This is a genomic window from Candidatus Eremiobacteraceae bacterium (assembly GCA_035314825.1).
Taxonomy (GTDB): domain Bacteria; phylum Vulcanimicrobiota; class Vulcanimicrobiia; order Eremiobacterales; family Eremiobacteraceae; genus JAFAHD01.
On the sequence record DATFYX010000072.1, the window covers coordinates 58,163 to 78,086 of the forward strand.

The window sequence follows — 19,924 nt, forward strand, 5'->3', positions numbered from 1 at the left end:
ATGTGGAGCGCCCAGCCGCGGACACGCACCGCTTGAGCCGGCTGCAGGAAACGCAGCCAGCCGCTCGCGGGCCAACGCCGCACTGACCGGTTTTGGAGCGATACATTTCACGATCGACGACCGCGGGCAGACGGCCCGCGCTCACACTCAACCACACCGGATTCCGCCGCGTCCGATCTTCGATCGGCACGCGCTTTTCACTTTGCTTCTCTAAAGGTAGACTTTTTTGAAAACCGAGATCCTCATCTCAACCGACGACTGGGAGAACCGCGTCGCCGTCCTGGAAGAAGGCGCGCTTGCTGAGATCTACTTCGAACGCGAAGAAAAGGTCATCGGCTCGATCTACAAAGGCCGGATCGAGAACGTCCTGCCCGGCATGGGCGCGTGCTTCGTCAATATCGGCCTCGGCCGCAACGCCTTTCTCTACGTAGACGACATCCGCCGCGACCCGATCAACATCGGGGAAGAGGAGATGACCGAGCGCCGCCGCGGGCATACCGTCGGCGAGCTGCTCAAGGTCGGCGACGAGATCCTCGTCCAGATCGTCAAAGAGCCGCGCGGCCTCAAGGGCGCGCGCGTCTCGACCAACATCTCCCTGCCGGGCCGCTATCTCGTGCTCATGCCGACCGGGCGCTATTCGGGCGTCTCCTCGCGCATCGAGGACGAGAAGGAGCGCGAACGCCTCAAGCTGGTCATGCGCCGCCTGCGCCCCGAAGGCATGGCGACCATCGTGCGCACCGCGGCTGCGGGCGTCAGCGAGGCCGAGCTGCTGGCCGACATCGGCGTGCAAGTGCGCCTATGGCATAGCATCCTCGAATCGTATCGCCGCGCCAGCGCGCCGGCGCTGCTGCACAAAGACCTGAACCTCGTGTTCAAGGCGGTGCGCGACTTCCTCACCAGCGACGTCGAGAGCGTCATCATCGACTCCAAAGAGCAGTACGAAGAGATCCGCTCGACCATGTCGCTGTTCGGCCCGCAGTATCTGAACCGCCTCAAGCTCTGGCAGGGCCCGGGCAATCTGTTCGAGGTGCGCGGCATCGACGAAGAACTGCAGAAACTGCTCAAGCCGAAGATCTTCCTGCCGTCGGGCGGCCACCTGGTCATCGAATCCACCGAAGCGCTGACCGTCGTCGACGTCAACACCGGCAAATTCACCGGCGGGCGCAATCTCGAAGACACTATCGTGCGCACGAACATCGAGGCCGCGGCCGAGATCGCGCGCCAGGTGCGCCTGCGCGACATCGGCGGCATCATCGTCGTCGACTTCATCGACATGGCGCACGAGCGCAGCCGCGAGCAGGTCATCGCGACGCTGTCGGAAGCGCTGCGGCGCGACCGCACGCGCAGCACCATCCAGATGTTCTCCAACCTCGGACTGCTCGAGTTCACGCGCAAGCGCGTCGGCAAGGACCTCGCCGGCCAGCTGCGCTCCGAGTGCCCCTACTGCGGCGGCATGGGCGATGTGATGTCGTCCGAGACGCTCGCCATCGGCCTGCTGCGCCAGATCCGCCAGAACGGCATCGATCAGGGCAGCGGCAAGAATTGGGATATCGTGACCGATCCATCGGTCGCGACGCAGCTCATGGGCTGGTATCGCGAAGAGTTCGAGAAGCTCGGCAAGTCGCTCGACTCGGATCTGCGCCTGTACGTGCAGCCGCAGCGCCACCGCGAACAAGTCCTGGTCGAACCGGCGCAGCGCCAGCGGCGCCCGATCGGCGCCGGCAAGGAAGTCGAAACGGATCTGCTGCCGGTGCGCATGCCGGACCCTGCGTCAGGCGTCGCCGTGGTCGATAACTGGCTAGTCGAAGTCAAGGATGCGGCCAACGGCGTCGGACAGACGGTCAAGCTTCGCATCACCGCAACGGACGGCGACTTGGTGCGCGCAGAGCTCGCCGAGCCGCTGCAAGTGGCCAAGCGCCGCCGGCGCCGTCGCGGCAAAGCCGCGGCAGAGTCGGAAGCGGCGGCTAAGCCCTTGCCGCCGGCGCAGCCCGCGCGTCTCGATCGCATCTCGGTGCCCGCCAACGTGTTCGGACTGGATGAAGACGAGGAAGAAGATTACACGATGCGTGGCCGGCCTGCCGGCAGCACGCGCGGGGTCAGCGCCTCGACCTCGGGGCGTACACCTGCTGGACGTGCGCCCGCTGGACGCACGCCGTCGCGTGCCGCCGATAGCCGGACGTCGCGCGGCGGACGCGGTCAACCGCGCGGCCGGCGCAGCCGCAGCGTCGCAGAAGACCGCGGCTTCAAGCCGCTGGTCGTCGGCGGCGAATCGGACATCGATTACGAGGATGATGACGAATCGTCGGTGGTGGTCGTGCCGGACAAGACCAAACCGGTAGCTCCCGTCGTGCCGCTGGTTCGCGAAGCTGCGCCAGACGACGCCGAGGGCGACGCTCCGCGGCGCCGCCGCCGTCGCGGCCGCGGTGGCCGCAAGCCTGCAGATGCTCGCGAGCTCGCACCGGCGCACGCCGAGGGCGAGATCGTCGCCGCTGCGGACGTCGACGAAGGCAACGGCGAGCCTGCGACCCACACCGAGCACGAACGCCGACCGCGGCGTTTCTCGGGGCCCATCCGCCAGCTCTACGGCGCGCCCGTCGAGCTCGGTCGCGAAACGCCGGAGCGCCCAGTCCGCGAGCGCGAAGAGCGCCATGGCCGCGAAGCCGATGAGCGGCGCGGTCACGGACGTGAAACGCCGCGCGAAAGAGAGCGAGATGAAACACGCGCGCCGCGCGAGGCGCGACCGCCGCGCGAGCCGCGACCCGTGGAACCAAAGGCGCCTCGCCCAGCCGAGGACATCGACGTAGACGACGAACTCGAAGCGGTCGTCGCACCGGCCCGTCCGGCCGCGATCGACATCGAGTTCCTGCCCGCGGGCAGCGTGCGTCCTCGTCGCGTCGACGAAGACCACGAGCGGCACCAAGACGGCCATGCGCACCGCGAACGCGATGAACGTGCACCGCGCGAACGCGATGAACGTGCACCGCGCGAGCGAGACGATCGCGCACCCCGTGAACGAGGCGGACGCGGCGGCGATCGCGATCGAGGCGGACGCGGAGGACGCGGCGGAGATCGCGACCGTTCAGGTCGCGGCGACCGAGCCGGGGCACGGGCGCCGCGCACCGGCCCGACGATGAAACAGCTCTATCCGCCGCCGGACGTGGAACCCGAAGCGCAGCCGCCCGACGACGGCAGCCCGGCGGTCAAGCCGGCTCCGTTCGGCAAACGCAGACCTTCGCACGGGGCGCTTTTCGGCGGCCCGGGGCACGCGCCGCCGAAAGGCAAAGTGCGCCAGCTCTATCCGCCCTCATTCGACGACGCAGAGACCGTCGTGGTCGATCGCGGCTTCGACCAGACCGGCGCGCCGTTCGAAGCGCAGATCGTGACCGCGCCTGAGCTTGAGCCGCCGGCATGGACCCGCAGCGGATTCGATGCCGACGATGAGAGCACGCGCGACGGCGGCTTGTTCGTCTCGGGAGAGCAAGAGCTCGAGGAGCGGCGTCGCCGCGCCCGCGAGCGCGCCGAACAGCGGCGGCTCGACGACGTGCACAAACCGGAACCCGAGGTCAACCCTCCGTACCACCTCGGCTTGGACGATCACGAGGAATAGCGATGGCGTGCATCGTCACGTTCAACGGCAAGACGCCGCGCATCGGCAAGGGCGCGTTCATCGCGCCCACCGCCGCGCTGATCGGTGATGTCGAGATCGGCGACGGGGCGAGCGTGTGGTTCGGTGCGGTCCTGCGCGGAGACGAGGCGGCGATCCGCATCGGCGCGCACACATCCGTGCAAGACAACGTCGTCATCCACGTCTATGAAGGCTTCGACACGGTGATCGAGGATCACGTCACGATCGGTCACGGCGCGATCCTCGAAGCGTGCCACGTCGGCAGCTACGCGCTCATCGGCATGAACGCCGTGGTGCTGGACCGGGCGAAGATCGGGGCGCACAGCCTCATCGCAGCAGGTTCAGTGGTGCTTGAGGATCAGGAGATCCCGAGCGGCCATCTCGCGGCCGGCGCGCCTGCGAAAGTGAAGAAGCCGATCGAGGGTGCTGCCGCCGGATGGCTCGAGGTGGCGTCCGATGCCTACAGCCGCCTGACGCGGCAGTATCGTGCGCAGGGACTCGGAATCGTCGACGAGCAGCTCGTCGAAGACTGATCCCCGAGGGAAGACTAGTAGTACGTGACCACGAGCGAGATCGATTGCAGCTGCGTCAGGCAGACGTGGTTCGCGTTGCCGTGCCACTGATCGTTCTCGTCATCGCCTCGTAGAACGAAACCGAAATTCGGCGGGGGTGCGGTGTTGCCCGTCCATTTCGCGACCGCGCTTGTGACGTCGATGCCGAAGTCGGGTCCCATGAAATCGCCCGGGGAGATGTAGCTCACCGAGCTGCTGAGGTCATTGTTCTGCCACCAGTGGTCCGTGGCGAGATCGACGATGGAGACGCAGGCCATCGGGCTCTGCGAGGACAGATGCCAGTGGCAATCCCAACTAGCGCAATCGTAGTCATGCCAAGATGACAACGCCGAAAGCTTGAGGATCGCTTTGCTGATCGGGTGGCCGGCAAGAGAAGAGAGATCGAAGAGCACGCCCGTGCGGTTCACCTGGTCTTCGTAGATGTCACCAAACGGGTTCTCGCCGTAGTGATCCGCGTATCCGACGTCGGCCGTGCCGTCGTAGAAGTCCTTCGGCGGGTCGGTATAGCCGATGGTGCCGGTCCGCAAGTCCCGCTCGCGCATCCAATGCAGGAGGTTGGTGGGTGAGAGCGTGACGGTCGTCGCCGTGCTGCTCGAACCTGCGCACGCCCAGTTGCTCAGCGCCGACTCGTTCGAGCCTTTGTAGGCGGTGGCCGCGTAGCATTTGCCGTTGAATCCGTCGCTTGGCGGGCTGAGCAATGCCAGCGTGACGGTCGCATCGTTCCCGTACGCTCCGTTCGAAGGCTGCAAGTCGTGGCGGCCGCCGTCGACGCGATAGAGCCGGTAGCCGTCGACCTTACAGCTCGGACAATTCCAGACCAATGCGAGCAGCCCGGCTTGCAGACCCGCGGTGCACGCCAAGCCGCCGCCGAACCCGCCGTGCGCGGAACACGTCGGCGTATCGTGCGTGATGCCCATGCCGCTCGGCGCCGGTACGAAGTTGGGATTGACGATCGTCGTGTGGCTCAGCCCGGTGTTCGCTCCGCCCATCGCCGGGTTGCTCTGTGTGCTTGCCGATTGGGCGGTAGTTGGGCCGATCGGACCGGCTGGAGCGACCGGCCCCACCGGCGCAACGGCGCGCGCGGTGAGCGCAGAAGACAGACACGCGGTGTTGCTCGTCGCGTTTTGCGCCGGATTCGCCGGGTTGTAGGTCCGGATCGCGACGCAATCCGATGGCTGGAATTGACCCTGCCGTACGCTCAATGCCAGCAGCTTCGACGGCGCCAAGGTCATGTCGCCTCGGCCTGCTACGTTGTAACTGGGAGTTGCGACGCCATTGATCACGAACTCGACTGACCACCCTGGGTTGCAGCCGGTGCAGGTCCACGCGAACAGCACCAGACCATGAGACAGTGCGTCAGCGCACGTCGGCAACCCGGGATGTTGCGCGCAGGCGCTTGGCGCGGTGAACGCTCGCAGGTTTGCAAGCGTCGGCACCGGCGCGAGCACCGGTTGCGCATTGGTGGTAGTCGTCGTGCCGGTGGTGGTCGAAACTGCCACCAACGCCGATGCCGACGCGCGATGGCACGCGAACGATAGGATCGCGATCAGACCACATGCGAGCAAATGCCGGCGCATACGTCCTCCAGTCTGTTTCCATTAGAACGCTTCGCCGCTGCATAGCGTTTCGGCTTCATGCTTTCCGCGCTGCGAAATCCTTGAAGGCCGCGATACCCTTACGCGTCAGCAGCGCCAGCTCGCGGAACAATGGATGATCCACCCGTGTGAAATTGAAGCACGCCTTGCCCTGCATGCGCCGCTTGAGCGCGGCCGATATGCGTAAACCGCGCGAAGCGATGTATATCGGCATGAAATGGTAGCTCACGTAGTTCTTGTTGATAACGACTCCCACCACGAAGATGGGCCGTCCCTTATACGTCGTTGTCTTGGTCTCGAGATAGTACCGGCCCGGCTCATCCTTCGACACGCGGAACCGTCGTTCGTACGATTTCAACATCCGCTTCAGCGCCTCGAAGACATCTCCGAGCTCAGTTCGGGGTGCTTTGGGCACGGTTGTTCTCCCTTAAGATCTCTTCGGCGGCGATGAGATCGTCGAGCCGGTCGACGTTGACGGCGAGGTCGGGCTCGTCGCAGCGTATCCCGCGGCAGCGCAAACCGCTCAGCGCGTCGGCTCGTTCCTCGAGCTCACCGACGCGCACGCCGCCGAATGGCAAGCGCACCAGCAGACCCGGGGAGAACACGCCCGCCAAGCGCAACGGAGACTTGCGCAGCGCCGCGACCGTGCGCAGCAGCTCGGCCGCCTGCACCGCCGCGCCAGCGCGCAACACGCTCACGCCGCCACCGCAGAACACGCCTTCGCGCAGCGGCACCCACGTGTGGCGCACTTGCGGATACTTCGCCATGTGCGATTGGCGGCTCACGAAACCGTAGCCGATGTCGTACTCGGGTCTGAGCGCGCGCGCCTGCGCGACGAAGGCGTCGATCGCCGCGCCGCTCAGCAGCGGCAGATCGGTCGCCGTCACGAGGGTCATCGCATGCTCGTCCAAACCAGCCAAGCCGGCGAGCATGCTGTCGATCAGGCCGGCGCCCGGCGCGATGACGTCATCGGCGAGCGCGCCGCGATCGGTGCCGAACGCGGCGGCGAACGCGTCGGGCTGCGTGACCACTCGGATCCGCCCGACCGAGCGCGAGTCTCGAAATGCGCGCAGCACGCGCTCGAGCATGAGCGTGCCTGCGATCGGAAGATACGCTTTGTTGGCGACGTCGTAGCCGGCCTTGCGGAAATCGCGCTCGAGCGTGCCGCCGGCGAGCGCGACCACCGTGAAGGCCGGATCAGGCATCAGCGAAGCAGGTCGCCGTCGCCCACTCGCCCTCTCCGGTCTTGAGCGACCTGTGGGCCGCAGCCGCAGCCGCGTGCGTCTCGAAGAACCCCGCGACGCAGGAGCCGCTGCCGCACAGCAGCGTCGCTGCAGCGCCGGCTGCACGCAGGCGCTGGCGCACCTCCGCGACGCTTGGAAAGATCAGCTCGATGACGGGCTGGAAGTCATTGTAGAGCAACGAGCAAGCGCTCGCGAAATCGCGTGATTCGATCGCCCTGCACAGCTCGAGCAGGTTGGCTTCGGACGAGGGCGACGGGCCGGCCGGCCTACCCGCGTCGAGCAAGCGATACGCTTCGGCGGTCGGCACCCCGACAGGCGGACGCAACAGGACCAACCCCCATGGGGGCGCCGCGAGCGGCACGCGCCGCACGATCTCGCCCGTGCCCTCGACGATCTTGAAACCGCGCACGAGGCATGCGGCCACGTCGGACCCGGCACGCGCGGCGTTGCGGATGCGCTCGTCGGGTATCGGCGCGCCGCGTTTGGCGAATATATCGCGCAAGCCGCGCAGCAGGGCGGCTGCATCCGAACTGCCGCCGCCCAAGCCGGACTGCATCGGGATGCGCTTGCGGATGGTCACATGCAGGCCCGCGAGATCGATGCCGAGCCGCGTCGCTGCCTGCCACGCGAGGTTCTCGCGCTCGGGGATCGCGGCGCCCTCGGTGTCGACGCGAAAGGCGCCGCCGCGCTGGCTGATCTCCACGTCGTCGCCGAAGACCAGGTCGCCGACGAGCGACCGCACGCCATGCAGTCCGCCCGCTTGCAGGCCAAGCACGTCTAGCCGCAAGTTGAGCTTGGCCCGGGCGGCCTGCACAAGCGGGGTGGCAGTCATAGGGCTGGCTTCGGACGGCTGAAAACCCCGTCCTTGTCCCACTGCCGCCCCGGCGGTCGAGGACAAACGCCAGAAATGCCGATATAATAAGTAGACACGCCGGCGGCCCGGGCCATGCGCTTGCCGCGCGACGGCGTGGCCATATCGCCGGGAGTGCCAATCTCGTGGATAGTTCCAACGGTCGCCCGTCGACCACCCTCGACCTCGACAGTCTGCTGCGGCAGATGCTGGCGATGGGTGCGTCCGACCTCCATCTCAAGGCCGCAGCGCCGCCGATCGCGCGCGTGCACGGCGTGCTGACGCCGCTGTCGGAGCGGCCGCTCTCGCTGCCCGAATGCGAGAACTTGATCTTCTCCTCGATGACCCGCGCGCAACAGCAAGAATTCCTCGAGACCAAAGAGGTCGACTACGCATACGGCCTCCACGGTCACGGCCGTTTTCGCGTCAACGCGTATTTCCAGCGCGGCACGATCAGCGCTGCATACCGTACCGTGCGCCTCGACATCCCTTCATTCGAAGAGCTGCGCCTGCCGGCATCGTTGCGCGACCTGTGCGAGTATCAGGACGGCATCGTCTTGCTGACCGGCGCCACCGGCACCGGCAAGTCGACCACGCTGGCCGCGATGATCGATTACGTCAATTCGACTTCGCGCCGCCACATCGTCACGATCGAAGACCCGATCGAGTACATCCACGTCGACAAGCTGTCGATCATCTCGCAGCGCGAGGTCGGCATCGACACCGAGTCGTACACGATCGCGCTCAAACAAGCGCTGCGACAAGACCCCGATGTCATCCTCATCGGCGAGATGCGCGATCCCGAGTCGATCATCACCGCGCTGACCGCAGCCGAGACGGGCCACCTCGTGCTCTCGACGCTGCACACGCAGAACACGACGCAAGCCCTCGAACGTATCATGGACGCGTTGCCGGAAGCCAACCGAAAGATGTTCATGGTGCAGTTGGCGACCTCGCTGCGCGGCATCGTCTCGCAGCGCTTGCTGCAGCGCATCGACGGCTCGGGTCGCGTGCCCGCGGTCGAGGTGCTCATCGCGACGCCGACGATCAAGAGCTTGATCATGGAGGCCAAGTTCAGCGAGATGTACGGCTACATGTCGACCGGGCGCATGGAGGGCATGCAGACGTTCACGCAATCGCTGCTCGACCTGTACCAGAGCGGCTTGGTCACCGAAAAAGAGGCGTTCTCGAAAGCCGACAAACCGACGGAATTCCGTCTGGCGATCGAAGGCCACATCACCAGCGGTGCCGATTTGCAGGGTTCGGCCACGTTCTAAGCCGTCCCGCGCACGATCAAGAAGGCGGCTACGGCCGCCTTTTTGGCGTCCTGGTTGTATCTAGCGGGGTTACGGCGCCCCGCGCGGCGCTATAGAATCGTATGGAGCGGTCGAATTTATTCGACCGAGTTGTAGCGGTCGAATTTATTCGACCGAATCGAACAAGAGGAATCATCATGGCGGAAAAAGCGGACAAACAGCAAGACAAGACGCCCAAACACAAGGGCACTGAGAAGGTCAAGCGCGGGCTGGCCCAGATGCTCAAGGGCGGCGTCATCATGGACGTCACGACGCCCGAGCAGGCGACCATCGCGCAGGAGGCGGGAGCGGTCGCGGTCATGGCGCTCGAGCGCGTGCCCGCCGACATCCGCAAAGAGGGCGGCGTCGCCCGCATGGCGGCGATCGAGGTCATCCAGCGCATCATGGACGCGGTGACGATCCCGGTCATGGCAAAAGCGCGCATCGGGCACTTCGTAGAAGCGCAGGTCCTCGAAGCGCTCGGCGTCGACTTCATCGACGAGAGCGAGGTGCTCACGCCCGCCGACGAGCACTATCACATCGACAAACGTCCCTTCACCGTGCCGTTCGTGTGCGGCGCGCGCAATCTCGGAGAGGCGCTGCGGCGCATCGCCGAAGGTGCGGCGATGATACGCACCAAGGGCGAAGCCGGCTCCGGCAACATCGTCGAAGCGATCCGCCATCTGCGCGAAGTGACGAGCGAGATCCGCCGGCTCTCCACGTTGTCTGAAGAAGAGTTCGTCGCCGCCGCCAAGGATCTCGGAGCACCGGTGGAGCTGGTGCGCGATGTGGCCGAGCACGGCCGCTTGCCGGTCGTGACGTTCGTGGCCGGCGGCATCGCGACGCCCGCCGACGCGGCGCTGTGCATGCAGCTCGGATCCGAGGGCGTGTTCGTCGGTTCGGGCATCTTCAAGAGCTCGAACCCCGCCAAGACCGCCAAGGCGATCGTCGAGGCCACGCACTACTTCGATGATCCGAAGGTCGTGCTCGAAGTGAGCAAGGAGCTCGGCGCTGCGATGCCCGGACTCGAGATCAGCCAGATCCCGAAGGATCAACTGATGGCCGGGCGCGGTTGGTGACGATCGGCGTCCTCGGCCTCCAGGGCGATGTCGAGGAGCATCTCGCGATGCTCGAGCGCATAGGCGCGAGCGCACTGCGCGTGAAGACGCCGCTCGAGCTGGCACAGGTAGACGGTCTCATCATCCCGGGGGGCGAGTCGACGACCGTCGGCGTCATGCTCAACCGCTTTGGGCTCGCCAAGCCGCTGCTCGAGCGCGTCAAGAAGGGCATGCCCGTGTGGGGGACGTGCATGGGCATGATCGTGATGGCCGAGCACGTCGTCGGGTCGGACCAGCCGACGCTGGGATTGCTGCACATCGACGTCGTGCGCAACGCGTTCGGACGACAGGTCGAAAGCGCCGAGGTCCCGCTGACGATCTCGGGCTTGGGCGGCAGGCCCTTCCCCGGGGTGTTCATCCGCGCGCCCTGGATCGAGGCCGCGCGCGGCGATGCGAAGATCATGGCATCGCTCGACGGAAAAGGCGTGATGGTCCGCCAGGGCAACCTGTTGGGCACGTCGTTCCATCCCGAGCTGACGGACGATCCGCGCATCCATCAGCTGTTCGCCGATCTGGTGGCGCGCTCCAGGCCCGCGCTAGCCGCCCGCTAGCCTAGCAGGGCGACCTCCCCCCACGCGCCCAAGACAGTAGCCACAATGGTAGCCGCTTGTCGGGAGCACATGTCGTGACCGACGTGCTGGTCCTCAACGCGACGTACGAAGCGCTAAACGTCACCTCGCTGCAGCGCGCGGTCAAGCTCGTCTTTTCGGGCAAGGCCGAGGTGCTGCACCAGAACGAGCGGCTGCTGCGCGCCGCGACCTTCCAGATGCGCATGCCCTCGATCATCCGCATGCTCTACTACATCCGCCGCCCGCGCCAACAGGTCGCCCTCACCAAGAAGAACGTCCTGCTGCGCGACGACTACCGCTGCCAGTACTGCGGCAACAAGTCGAACGGCCCGATGACCGTCGATCACATCGTGCCCAAGAGCGCCGGCGGTCCGTCGACGTGGGAGAATCTCGTCTGCGCGTGCCTGACCTGTAATAATCGCAAGAACAACCGCACGCCGCAGGATGCGAATCTGCACCTTCTGCGCAAGCCGCGCCGGCCGAAGTACATCCCCTGGATCCAGGTCAAGCGGCACACCGTGCCGGGCGAGTGGTACAAGTTCTTGTTCTTGTACGACGTGTCGATCGAAGAGCGGGTCGAATCCTGAAGGTCGCCGAGCTCTGGCGGTATCCAGTCAAGTCGTTTCGCGGCGAGCGCGTGAGCAGTCTTCGGTTCAACGAGGGCGGCCCGCAAGACGATCGCCGGTTCATGCTCGTCGATGAGGCCGAATTGCGCCGCGGCAAACGTCTGACCGCACGCGAGGTGCCTGGACTGCTCGGTTTCTCCGCCGCGATGGAAGACGGCGCGGTCGCCGTGGTCGCGCCGGACGGCAGACGCGCGCGCTCGGATGCGGCCGATTTCGAGGCGCGCGTGCGCGAGTTCGTCGGGCGCCCGGTGTCGCTGCATGAAGACTTCAGCGGGGCGAACCACGACGACTCCGACGTGCTGGTCATCAACCTGGCGTCGGCGCGCGCGCTCGTCCAAGAATACGGCGCGCCGCGCAGCTACCGGCGCTTTCGCCCGAACATCGTCTTGGACGGAACGGATCTGGCACCGTACGCAGAACTCGAATGGATCGGGCGGCGTTTCACGGTCGGCGATGTGACGCTCGAAGCCGCTGCCCCGAATCTGCGTTGTTCCATCCCGACCGTCGACCCGGACACATTGGAGATCGACCCTGCGTTCCTACGCTTTGTCGTCGAGCGCCATGACGGCATCTTCGGCGTGTATTGCAAAGTGATCCAAGGCGGCACGGCCCGCGAAGGTGATGACTGGCACTCCGCCAGCTAACGCTCTAAGGTCGCTTTGAGGTCGGTCCAATATGATTAAGAGCGATGCCTGACGGCTCAAAAGTGCTCGTCATCGACGACGAGCGTCCGATGCGCGAAATGCTGCAGCTAGGGCTTGAGCGGCATGGCTACTCCGTGCGCACGCTGCCTGACGGCCGAGGCGCGGAGGAGCTCGTCAACCAGTGGCAGCCCGATGCGATCGTGCTCGACGTGATGCTGCCGTTCGCCGACGGCTTCATGCTGCTGCCCGGGCTGCGCCGCCAGACGCAGGCGCCGATCATCATGCTGACCGCCAAGGGCGCGCTCGACGACAAGCTGACGGGGCTGAACCTCGGCGCCGACGACTACCTCCAGAAACCGTTCGCGTTCCCCGAGCTGGTCGGCAGGCTTGAAGCGTGCATGCGCCGCCCCCACATCGCCGCGCCCGAGATGCTGCGCGTGGCCGATCTCGTCGTCGACCTGAAGACGCGCGAAGTACGGCGCGGCGAGATGAGGATCGATCTGACGAACAAAGAGTACCGGCTGCTCGTCACGCTGATGCGCGAACCGCGCCGGGTCTTCGGCAAAGAGGAACTGCTGCGGCTGGTGTGGGGCGAAGATTTCGAAGGCGAGATCGGCAACGTCGAGACGTACATCTCATATCTGCGGGCCAAGATCGACGGAATCGGCCAAGCGAGCCTGATCCACACCGTGCGGGGCGCGGGGTACTCGCTGCGCGGCGAGCGCTAGTCGAACACGACGACGCGCGCGTGACGGCGCAATCCGGAGAGCTCGGCGAGCACCCGAAGGCCCGAGTGCATGAGCACCGTGACCGCGTTGCCCGCCCAGTCCATCGCGCGGACCGAAGCCACTAACGCACCCCAGCCTTCCGACGTCGCGCTGCGCGTCGCGCGCAGATCGACGACCGCCTCGCGCCGCAGCGCGCGGCGCAAACGGTCCGGCGCCTTTCGGATCCTGTTGCCGGCTTTTGCATCCAGGCACTCGTCGACGGAGAAGACGAGCGGGTTGTGTTCGGGCATCGCTTGCATGAAGCGAACGTACCAGCGCACGCTGGGCCGCTTCTGGGAAACTGGGAGGCGGCTGTGACGTCAGGCCGGTGTCTGCGACGTACGCGGCTTCCAGGCGGGGAAACGCATCTCGACCGTCGCCCCTTTGCCCGGCTCCGTGTGCAGCGAGACCGAGCCGCCCGCGCGTTCCGTCGTGCGCGCGACGATCGCCAGGCCTAGCCCGGAGCCGGGGATCGAGCCGCTCGTGTCGCCCCGCGCGAAGCGCTCGAAAGCGCGCGCGCGTGTGTCCGGGCTCATGCCGGGCCCGTCATCGCTCACGGTGATGATGACCTGATCGCCCTCCGAACGGACGCGCGCAGCGATGTGCGATCCGGGGGCGTACTTGAGCGAGTTGTCGATGAGGTTGCCGATCGCTTGACGCAGCTCGGTCTCCGACACCTGGACGAACGATCCGGGCTCCACCTCTGCGCCCAGCGTCGCGCCGTTGGCGAGGGACTTGAACGAATCGATGACGCCTTGCACGACGTCGGCTGCATCGATGATCTTGACGTCGCTCGGCTCCTGGCTGTCGAGCCGCAAGAGAAAAAGAAGATTTTGGATCAAGGCGCGCATGCGTTCGCCCTGGCCGTCGATCTCGGCGAAGATGCGCCGCTCCATGACATTGTCTTCCGACGATGCGTGACGCAGCAGGTCGACGTAGCCTGTGATCACCGCCAGCGGCGTGCGCAACTCGTGGCCTGCATCCGCGACGAAGCGCCTGATGTTGTTCTCCACCTCTTGGCGCGCGGCGACGGTGCCGGCGACCTCGCTTGCAGCCGCATTGTACTCTTCGACGAGCTGATGCACCACCGGATCGTCCGGGTCGGCCGCGCTCAAGCGCGAATAGTCGCCTTGTCCGAGGCGCGTGAGCGCGGCGCGCACGACTTCGAATGGACGCGTCGTCGCGCGAAGCAGCCGCCGGCCGAGCAGCAGCGTGATGGCGAACGCCAGCGCCGCAAGGCCGAATGCGATCCAGCGCGTGCGGCTCAGCACGTCGGCAGCCGTGTCGGTCGTGCGCGTGAAGATGACGCTCGCGCCGTCGATGTGGACGAGCGACACGGGTGCGTGCCACGCGTCAGCTCCGCTCGGGCCGAACCCGGGGCGGTGGAACGTGAAGATGACGCTGCGCGCGCCCGGTCGCGGCGCCGGACCAGCCGCTTGCGGACCGGCGCCGAACACCTGCGGTCCGAATGATCCTGGCGGAGCCCCGGGGCCCGGTGGACCGCCTGGCCTTGGACCACTCGGTCCTGGACCGCCCGGCACTCCGGGTTGAGCGACGCGCATCGAGCTCGGCGGCGGCAACGGATTCGCGGCTGCAAGCGCCGCGTCGCCCGCCAATACCTTGCCGTCATCGCCGACGACCGCGGCATCGTAGCCGTGCACCGAGCGGACCGCGGCGACGATCTCATCGGCCATCTGTTTCTTGGTCGCACGTTTGGCGGCCGGGGCTTGCGACACCGCGATGATCTCTTCCGCGAGCTGGGAGCGCAGGTTCGCGTCGATCGTCGTCTCGCGCAGCGCAAAGCCGTAGCCGAGATTCACCGCGAAATACACGAGCAGCGCCATGATCGCGGCCGCGAACGCGAGCGCTACCGCAGAGCTCCATATCCGGTTGTTCACAGATTCCGGACTTCGCGCACCGGGCGGCGCATCTCTCGCATCGGCGTCCAACCTGAGACCAACCTGGGAAGGCGCCTCACACCGTGAGCACGATCTTGCCGAAGTTCTCGTTCGCTTCCATGGCGCGGTGCGCCTCAGCAGCCTGCGCGAGCGGCAGAACGCGGTCGATCGGCACCGCGATCGCGCCGTTGGCGATGAGCGGCAAGACGGCGTTGGCGAAGGCGCGCGTCGCGGCCACCTTTTCCTCGAGGGTGCGGTTGCGCAGCGTCGCGCCGGCCAGACGCAACCGCTTCATCATCACCGTGCGGATCGAGAGCTTCACGTCCGCACCGCTCAAGGTCGACACGAAGACGAGCCGGCCTTTCATCGCCAGCGCATTGAGGTTGCGCTCGAAATAGTCCGCGCCGACGAAGTCGATGATGACGTCGACGCCGCGGCCGTGCGTGACGCGCATCGCTACGTCGTCAAAGAGCTGGGTCGAGACGTCGATCGGAACATCCAGGCCGAGCTCGACCGCGCGCTCAAGCTTGACAGCGCTGCGCGAGGTGCCGAGCACTTTGGCGCCGATCGCGCGTGCGATCTGCATCGCCGCGAGACCGACACCGGATCCGACCGCGTGCACGAGAACGGTCTCACCCGGTGCGAGCGATCCTTGCGCGAAGAGCGCGTCGTGCGCCGTGATATACGCCTCCGCAACGGCGCCCGCTTCCACGTCGGAGATGTTGTCGGGGACGGGAAGCGCAAGCACGTCGGGAATCGTGATGTATTCGGCCTGCGCACCCCCGCCGGTGAGCCCGAACACGCGCTGGCCGATGCGATGGTGGCGCACGTCGGGACCGACCGCCGCGACTTCGCCGGCGAACTCCATCCCCGGAATGTCTTCGGGGAAGCCCGGCGGCGGCGGATAATGTCCGCGCCGCTGCATGGTATCGGCGCGATTGACGCCGGCGGCACGCACGCGGACCAATAGCTCGTCGCGCTTGGGTTCGGGAGCCGGCACGTCGGCGATCTCGAGGACCTCGGGACCGCCCGGGCGGGTGATGCGCAGCGCCTTCATCCGAGCCGAGCTTTGCGCGCCTTAGATCAGAACCCTCGGACCCCATCCGCGGAAATGGCCGGCGTTGGTGTGGACTTGCACGATGACCCGTGCGAGGCCTGACGTGGTGTCCCCGTTGACGGCAAGCTCCACGGCGATCTCGTCGCCGTGGTCGATGGACTCATCTTCGCGCGTGAGCTGACTCGTAGACACGGGGACCTCCTACAAAATGAGGAGCGGCCGGGATTGCGGCCGCTCCAGTGGATGAAACGATGTGAACTTGTTAGACGGTAGCGTGGACGGGGAGCTTGTGGAAGGTCGAACTGCCGACCTCATAGGTCTTGAGTTGCGGGCTACCGTCGAGCATGTTCGACAACGCCTTGAGAAGCTCCGGATAGGTCGCGGCATTGTATGCCTCTGCGCTATCTTTGCTATCCCACAGGCTGATGGAGACGATTTCCACTCCGTTCGGTCCGACGAGCGTGAATTGATCCTGGAAGCCCTTCTCTTTGCGCAGCGCGGGAAGGATCTGCTTGTCGAATGCGACGTTCCAGTCGGAGAGGTGGGCAGGTTTGAGATTCATCTTGAGCATGCGAGCGTACATGGAAGCTCCTTACAGTAATGGACAACAGTCGATATCATTCGTATTCACCAAGAAATAAGCCACCCGACAGTGATGTACGCCGTTGCGGCAGTACGGGGGGCGGCTATCTGGAAATGCCTAGAGTCGCTGTGCCCCGATTATACCACATCCCGTGTCTCCGTGCCGGGATGGAGGGCGACGTACGGCAACCACGAAAAACGTGCGCGTCATGATCCGGCATGCCGCCCGCCTCGAACAGCGCCACCGACTGCTCCCCGCATGCCGGCACTTCTGGGAATTTTGGTAAGCTAGGCTCCTCCCGCACCCTTTCGCGAGCCCGGCCTCAAGAGGCCGGGACTACAGGAGCATTTTCCGTGCCCCGACTCGATCAACGTCGTACGCCGTATTTCGACGTCCTCATGGACTACGTCATAAGCGGCACCATTCCGTTCCACACGCCCGGCCACAAGCAGGGTTTGGGCATGCACAAGCGCCTGCGCGATTTCATAGGCGACAACGTCCTGGCCATCGACCTCACGCAGGTCGGCAATCTCGACGATCTCAACGCGCCGACCGGAGCACTGCGCGAAGCGCACAAGCTCGCGGCGCAGGCATGGGGTGCCGACCATACGCACTTCCTCATCAACGGTTCGACGGCCGGCAATCAGGCGATGCTGATGACCGCGCTGCGTCCGGGCGATACCGTGGTACTGCCGCGCAACAGCCACAAGTCCGCGGTCAGCGCGCTGATCATGAGCGCCGCGCGGCCGGTGTACGTGCAGCCGGAAGTCGACCAAGAGCTGCATCTCGACCATGCCGTCACGCCGCAGACCGTCGAACGGGCGCTGGCCGAGCATCCTGAGGCGAAGGCGGTCTTCATCACGAGCCCGACCTACTACGGCGCGACCGCAGACCTCGCCGAGATCGAGCGCATCGTGCACGGGCGCGACAAACTGCTGCTGGTGGACGAAGCTTGGGGACCGCACCTGCATTTCCATCCGGAGCTGCCGCCGTCGGCGACGTCGATCGGGGCAGATGTCTGCGTCAACTCGACCCATAAGCTGCTGGCCGCCATGAGCCAGTCATCGATGATCCACACGCGTGGCGCGCGCATCGACATCGGCAGGCTGAACAGCACGCTGCGCATCTTCCAGAGCACGAGCCCCAACCAGGTGCTGCTGGCCTCGCTCGACGTCGCGCGCATGCAGATGGCGACCCAAGGAGAGAAGCTGCTCGGGCGGACGCTCGAGCTGGCGCGCGACGCGCGCAATCGCCTCAACGCCATCCCCGACGTCTACTGCATGGGTCTGGACCAGGTCGGCCGGCCCGGCGTAGCCGGCTACGATGAGACGCGCATCGTGATCACCGTGAAGGACCTCGGCTACACCGGCTACGAGGCTGAACAGATCCTGCGCAAGCGCTACAACGTCCAGGTCGAATTGGCCGACCTGTTCAACGTCGTGGCATTGATCAGCCTCGGCAACACGCAAGACCACATCGATCGGCTCGTGTTCGCCGTCGGCGAATTGGCGCGCGAGGACCGGCAGATCGACATCTATTCCCCGACCGGCGTGCTGGACGAGCGCTTGAAGAAGAAATCGTACCGTTTGCCCCCGATTCCCGAACTCGTCGTCACGCCGAGGGAGGCCTTCCTGAGCGACCACGTCGAAGTACCGTTCCGTAGCAGCGCAGGGCGTGTCTGCGCAGAGGTGGTGACGCCATATCCGCCCGGCATCCCGATCGTGTGCCCGGGGGAGCGATTGACGAAAGAGACCATCGACTATCTGCGGCTGGAATTGCGCGCCGGCGTCCACATCCAAGGACCCGTGGACCAGACGCTGCGCACCATCCGCGTGCTTCCATAGAACAAGTCCAGAGGTGACGATTACTTGAAAGAGGACCTTGCCGCGACCCAAAGCGGCGACTGGGAACTCTACGCGCTCCTCGACATCTTCCCGCCGGCCATCCGCCAGGCGCTCACCCGACTCTCGAACATCCACGATCTCATCGAAGTCATCCTCGACCTCGGGCGGCTGCCGGAGGCGCGCTTTCCGCACGACTTCTGCTATCTGTCCCAGGTTCCGGTGGTCGCCGACGATATCGCGTACGTGGTCGGGCGCATCGGCGCGTTCGGCAAAGACAACCGGGCGGGCATCGAGCAGACGCTGCACAGGATCTCGTGCCTGCGCAACCGTTCGGGCAAGATCGTCGGCCTGACCAGCCGCGTCGGGCGCGCGGTGTACGGCACGATCGACATCATCCTTGACGTCGTGCGCGCGGGCAGATCGATCCTGCTGCTGGGCAAGCCCGGCGTCGGCAAGACGACCATGCTGCGCGAGGTGGCGCGCGTGCTCTCCTCGGGCGACGTGCGCAAGCGCGTCGTCATCGTGGACACGAGCAACGAGATCGCCGGCGACGGCGACGTGCCCCACGCCGGCATCGGCCACGCGCGCCGCATGCAGGTGGACGCGCCCGCCAATCAGCACGCGGTGATGATCGAGGCGGTCGAGAACCACATGCCCGAGGTCATCGTGATCGACGAGATCGGCACCGAGGCGGAGGCGCTGGCCGCGCGCACCATCGCCGAGCGCGGCGTGCAGCTCATCGGCACCGCGCACGGCATCGATCTCGACAGCCTGATGGTCAACCCGACGCTGTCGGACCTCATCGGCGGCATCGGCGCGGTCACGCTCTCCGATGAAGAAGCCAAACGCCGCGGCACGCGCAAGACCGTGCTGGAACGCAAAGCGCCGCCCACGTTCGACGTGGTCATCGAGATCCAGGACCGCAACCGCCTCGCGATCCACGCCCCGGTGGATGAAGTCGTCGATGCGATGCTGCGCGGCCACGAACCCAAACCGGAGATCCGCGTCCGCAACGAGCGCGGCGGCGTGGAAGTGGTGCAAAAGGCCGAAGCGCAGACCGTGCAGACGCGGTACGACGGCAACGGAAATGGCCATCATAAGAAAAATGTAGTGGCGCGCTCTTTGAGCGCGCCTTTTGAGGTGGAACCCGAAGAGGACGACGGCGCCAGCGAGACCGTGCGGGTCTTCCCCTACGGCGTGAGCCGTTCGAAGATCGAGCGCGCGGTCTCCAATCTGCGCGTGTCCGCTCAAGTCGTGCGCCACTGGGACGATGCCGACGTCGTCCTCACACTCAAAGCGCTCGAGCGGCGCGACCACGGCAAACTCAAAGCGATGGCGGCGCAGAACGTGCCGATCTACGCGCTCAAGACGAACACGACCTCGCAGATCCAGTCGTGCATGCGCGATCTGTTCGACCTGCCGACCATGGACGATGAAGAGCTCGCGCTGCGCGAGGCCGAGGAGGCCGTGTATCAGGTGATGCTGCACAGCAAGCCGGTCGAGCTCTCGCCGCAATCGTCTTATATCCGGCGCCTGCAGCACCAGCTGGCCGAGAAGTACGACCTGCAGTCCCGCTCGACCGGCGCCGAACCAAACCGCCGCGTCCGCGTCTTCAAGGAGGCGCTTCAATAGCCCGA

General features: G+C 65.8%; 19 protein-coding genes. 10 read left to right on the forward strand and 9 right to left on the reverse strand.

The window, feature by feature from the left end; translation table 11 throughout:
• The first annotated feature begins 226 nt into the window (after nucleotides 1-226).
• Together VKF82_10195 and VKF82_10200 are read left to right on the forward strand one after the other, a co-directional pair.
• A complete protein-coding gene (locus VKF82_10195; GenBank protein HME82436.1) occupies nucleotides 227-3,607 on the forward strand; it encodes an Rne/Rng family ribonuclease in 3,381 nt (1,126 codons plus the stop codon).
• A 2-nt stretch (nucleotides 3,608-3,609) separates the two neighbouring features.
• Nucleotides 3,610-4,158 (forward strand): gamma carbonic anhydrase family protein, encoded by a 549-nt coding sequence (locus VKF82_10200; protein HME82437.1) that lies wholly within the window; start codon nucleotides 3,610-3,612, stop codon nucleotides 4,156-4,158.
• Between the two features lie 14 nt (nucleotides 4,159-4,172).
• On the opposite strand, the gene VKF82_10205 is transcribed toward VKF82_10200, so the two are convergent.
• From VKF82_10205 to ispE, 4 genes are all read right to left on the reverse strand, one after another.
• A complete protein-coding gene (locus VKF82_10205; GenBank protein ID HME82438.1) occupies nucleotides 4,173-5,774 on the reverse strand; it encodes a hypothetical protein in 1,602 nt (533 codons plus the stop codon).
• A gap of 55 nt (nucleotides 5,775-5,829) precedes the next feature.
• Nucleotides 5,830-6,123, reverse strand: coding sequence for a hypothetical protein (locus tag VKF82_10210; GenBank protein HME82439.1), 294 nt, complete (start codon nucleotides 6,121-6,123; stop codon nucleotides 5,830-5,832).
• Nucleotides 6,124-6,184: 61 nt separating this feature from the next.
• Nucleotides 6,185-6,997, reverse strand: a complete 813-nt coding sequence (locus tag VKF82_10215) for a nucleotidyltransferase family protein (protein HME82440.1) — start codon at nucleotides 6,995-6,997, stop codon at nucleotides 6,185-6,187.
• Nucleotides 6,990-7,868, reverse strand: a complete 879-nt coding sequence (gene ispE / locus VKF82_10220; GenBank protein HME82441.1) for a 4-(cytidine 5'-diphospho)-2-C-methyl-D-erythritol kinase — start codon at nucleotides 7,866-7,868, stop codon at nucleotides 6,990-6,992. Before ispE ends, VKF82_10215 begins: the two co-directional genes overlap by 8 nt.
• Before the next feature lie 164 nt (nucleotides 7,869-8,032).
• Between ispE and VKF82_10225 the strand changes: the two genes are divergently transcribed.
• The 6 genes from VKF82_10225 to VKF82_10250 all read left to right on the forward strand — a co-directional run bounded on the left by VKF82_10225 (nucleotide 8,033) and on the right by VKF82_10250 (nucleotide 12,866).
• Nucleotides 8,033-9,163: a type IV pilus twitching motility protein PilT gene (locus VKF82_10225; GenBank protein HME82442.1), complete on the forward strand. Its 1,131-nt coding sequence runs from the start codon at nucleotides 8,033-8,035 to the stop codon at nucleotides 9,161-9,163.
• Between the two features lie 176 nt (nucleotides 9,164-9,339).
• Nucleotides 9,340-10,260, forward strand: a complete 921-nt coding sequence (pdxS, locus tag VKF82_10230; protein HME82443.1) for a pyridoxal 5'-phosphate synthase lyase subunit PdxS — start codon at nucleotides 9,340-9,342, stop codon at nucleotides 10,258-10,260.
• Entirely contained in the window at nucleotides 10,257-10,850 is a 594-nt protein-coding gene (gene pdxT / locus VKF82_10235) for a pyridoxal 5'-phosphate synthase glutaminase subunit PdxT (GenBank protein ID HME82444.1), read from the forward strand. Before pdxS ends, pdxT begins: the two co-directional genes overlap by 4 nt.
• Nucleotides 10,851-10,924: 74 nt before the next feature.
• The gene (locus tag VKF82_10240; protein ID HME82445.1) at nucleotides 10,925-11,455 is read left to right on the forward strand and encodes an HNH endonuclease; all 531 of its coding nucleotides are present in this window, start codon (nucleotides 10,925-10,927) and stop codon (nucleotides 11,453-11,455) included.
• Complete coding sequence (locus tag VKF82_10245) at nucleotides 11,398-12,138, forward strand: MOSC N-terminal beta barrel domain-containing protein (GenBank protein ID HME82446.1); 741 nt, start codon at nucleotides 11,398-11,400, stop codon at nucleotides 12,136-12,138. The genes VKF82_10240 and VKF82_10245 overlap by 58 nt, the downstream gene beginning before the upstream one ends.
• A 44-nt stretch (nucleotides 12,139-12,182) precedes the next feature.
• Nucleotides 12,183-12,866: a response regulator transcription factor gene (locus VKF82_10250; GenBank protein ID HME82447.1), complete on the forward strand. Its 684-nt coding sequence runs from the start codon at nucleotides 12,183-12,185 to the stop codon at nucleotides 12,864-12,866.
• Here VKF82_10250 and VKF82_10255 read toward each other — a convergent pair.
• The 5 genes from VKF82_10255 to VKF82_10275 form a co-directional block, all read right to left on the reverse strand.
• Entirely contained in the window at nucleotides 12,863-13,186 is a 324-nt protein-coding gene (locus VKF82_10255; protein HME82448.1) for a hypothetical protein, read from the reverse strand. The two genes, VKF82_10250 and VKF82_10255, sit on opposite strands and share 4 nt — an antisense overlap.
• Before the next feature lie 39 nt (nucleotides 13,187-13,225).
• Nucleotides 13,226-14,803 (reverse strand): HAMP domain-containing sensor histidine kinase, encoded by a 1,578-nt coding sequence (locus VKF82_10260; protein ID HME82449.1) that lies wholly within the window; start codon nucleotides 14,801-14,803, stop codon nucleotides 13,226-13,228.
• Between the two features lie 76 nt (nucleotides 14,804-14,879).
• Entirely contained in the window at nucleotides 14,880-15,860 is a 981-nt protein-coding gene (locus VKF82_10265; protein HME82450.1) for an NAD(P)H-quinone oxidoreductase, read from the reverse strand.
• Between the two features lie 21 nt (nucleotides 15,861-15,881).
• A complete protein-coding gene (locus VKF82_10270) occupies nucleotides 15,882-16,052 on the reverse strand; it encodes a hypothetical protein (protein HME82451.1) in 171 nt (56 codons plus the stop codon).
• A gap of 70 nt (nucleotides 16,053-16,122) precedes the next feature.
• Complete coding sequence (locus VKF82_10275; protein ID HME82452.1) at nucleotides 16,123-16,443, reverse strand: hypothetical protein; 321 nt, start codon at nucleotides 16,441-16,443, stop codon at nucleotides 16,123-16,125.
• A gap of 353 nt (nucleotides 16,444-16,796) precedes the next feature.
• Between VKF82_10275 and VKF82_10280 the strand changes: the two genes are divergently transcribed.
• Together VKF82_10280 and VKF82_10285 are read left to right on the forward strand one after the other, a co-directional pair.
• On the forward strand, nucleotides 16,797-18,287 hold the full coding sequence (locus VKF82_10280; protein ID HME82453.1) for an aminotransferase class I/II-fold pyridoxal phosphate-dependent enzyme: 1,491 nt from the start codon (nucleotides 16,797-16,799) through the stop codon (nucleotides 18,285-18,287).
• A gap of 24 nt (nucleotides 18,288-18,311) precedes the next feature.
• A complete protein-coding gene (locus tag VKF82_10285) occupies nucleotides 18,312-19,919 on the forward strand; it encodes a R3H domain-containing nucleic acid-binding protein (protein ID HME82454.1) in 1,608 nt (535 codons plus the stop codon).
• The last annotated feature ends 5 nt before the right edge of the window (nucleotides 19,920-19,924 follow it).

Excerpts from the sequence above, each read along its gene's own strand:
- VKF82_10265 (HME82450.1), bottom strand. The coding sequence starts at position 15,860 with ATGAAGGCGCTGCGCATCACCCGCCCGGGCGGTCCCGAGGTCCTCGAG.
- VKF82_10215 (HME82440.1), bottom strand. The coding sequence starts at position 6,997 with ATGCCTGATCCGGCCTTCACGGTGGTCGCGCTCGCCGGCGGCACGCTC.
- VKF82_10205 (HME82438.1), bottom strand. The coding sequence starts at position 5,774 with ATGCGCCGGCATTTGCTCGCATGTGGTCTGATCGCGATCCTATCGTTC.
- VKF82_10275 (HME82452.1), bottom strand. The coding sequence starts at position 16,443 with ATGTACGCTCGCATGCTCAAGATGAATCTCAAACCTGCCCACCTCTCC.
- VKF82_10200 (HME82437.1), top strand. The coding sequence starts at position 3,610 with ATGGCGTGCATCGTCACGTTCAACGGCAAGACGCCGCGCATCGGCAAG.
- pdxS (HME82443.1), top strand. The coding sequence starts at position 9,340 with ATGGCGGAAAAAGCGGACAAACAGCAAGACAAGACGCCCAAACACAAG.
- ispE (HME82441.1), bottom strand. The coding sequence starts at position 7,868 with ATGACTGCCACCCCGCTTGTGCAGGCCGCCCGGGCCAAGCTCAACTTG.
- VKF82_10250 (HME82447.1), top strand. The coding sequence starts at position 12,183 with ATGCCTGACGGCTCAAAAGTGCTCGTCATCGACGACGAGCGTCCGATG.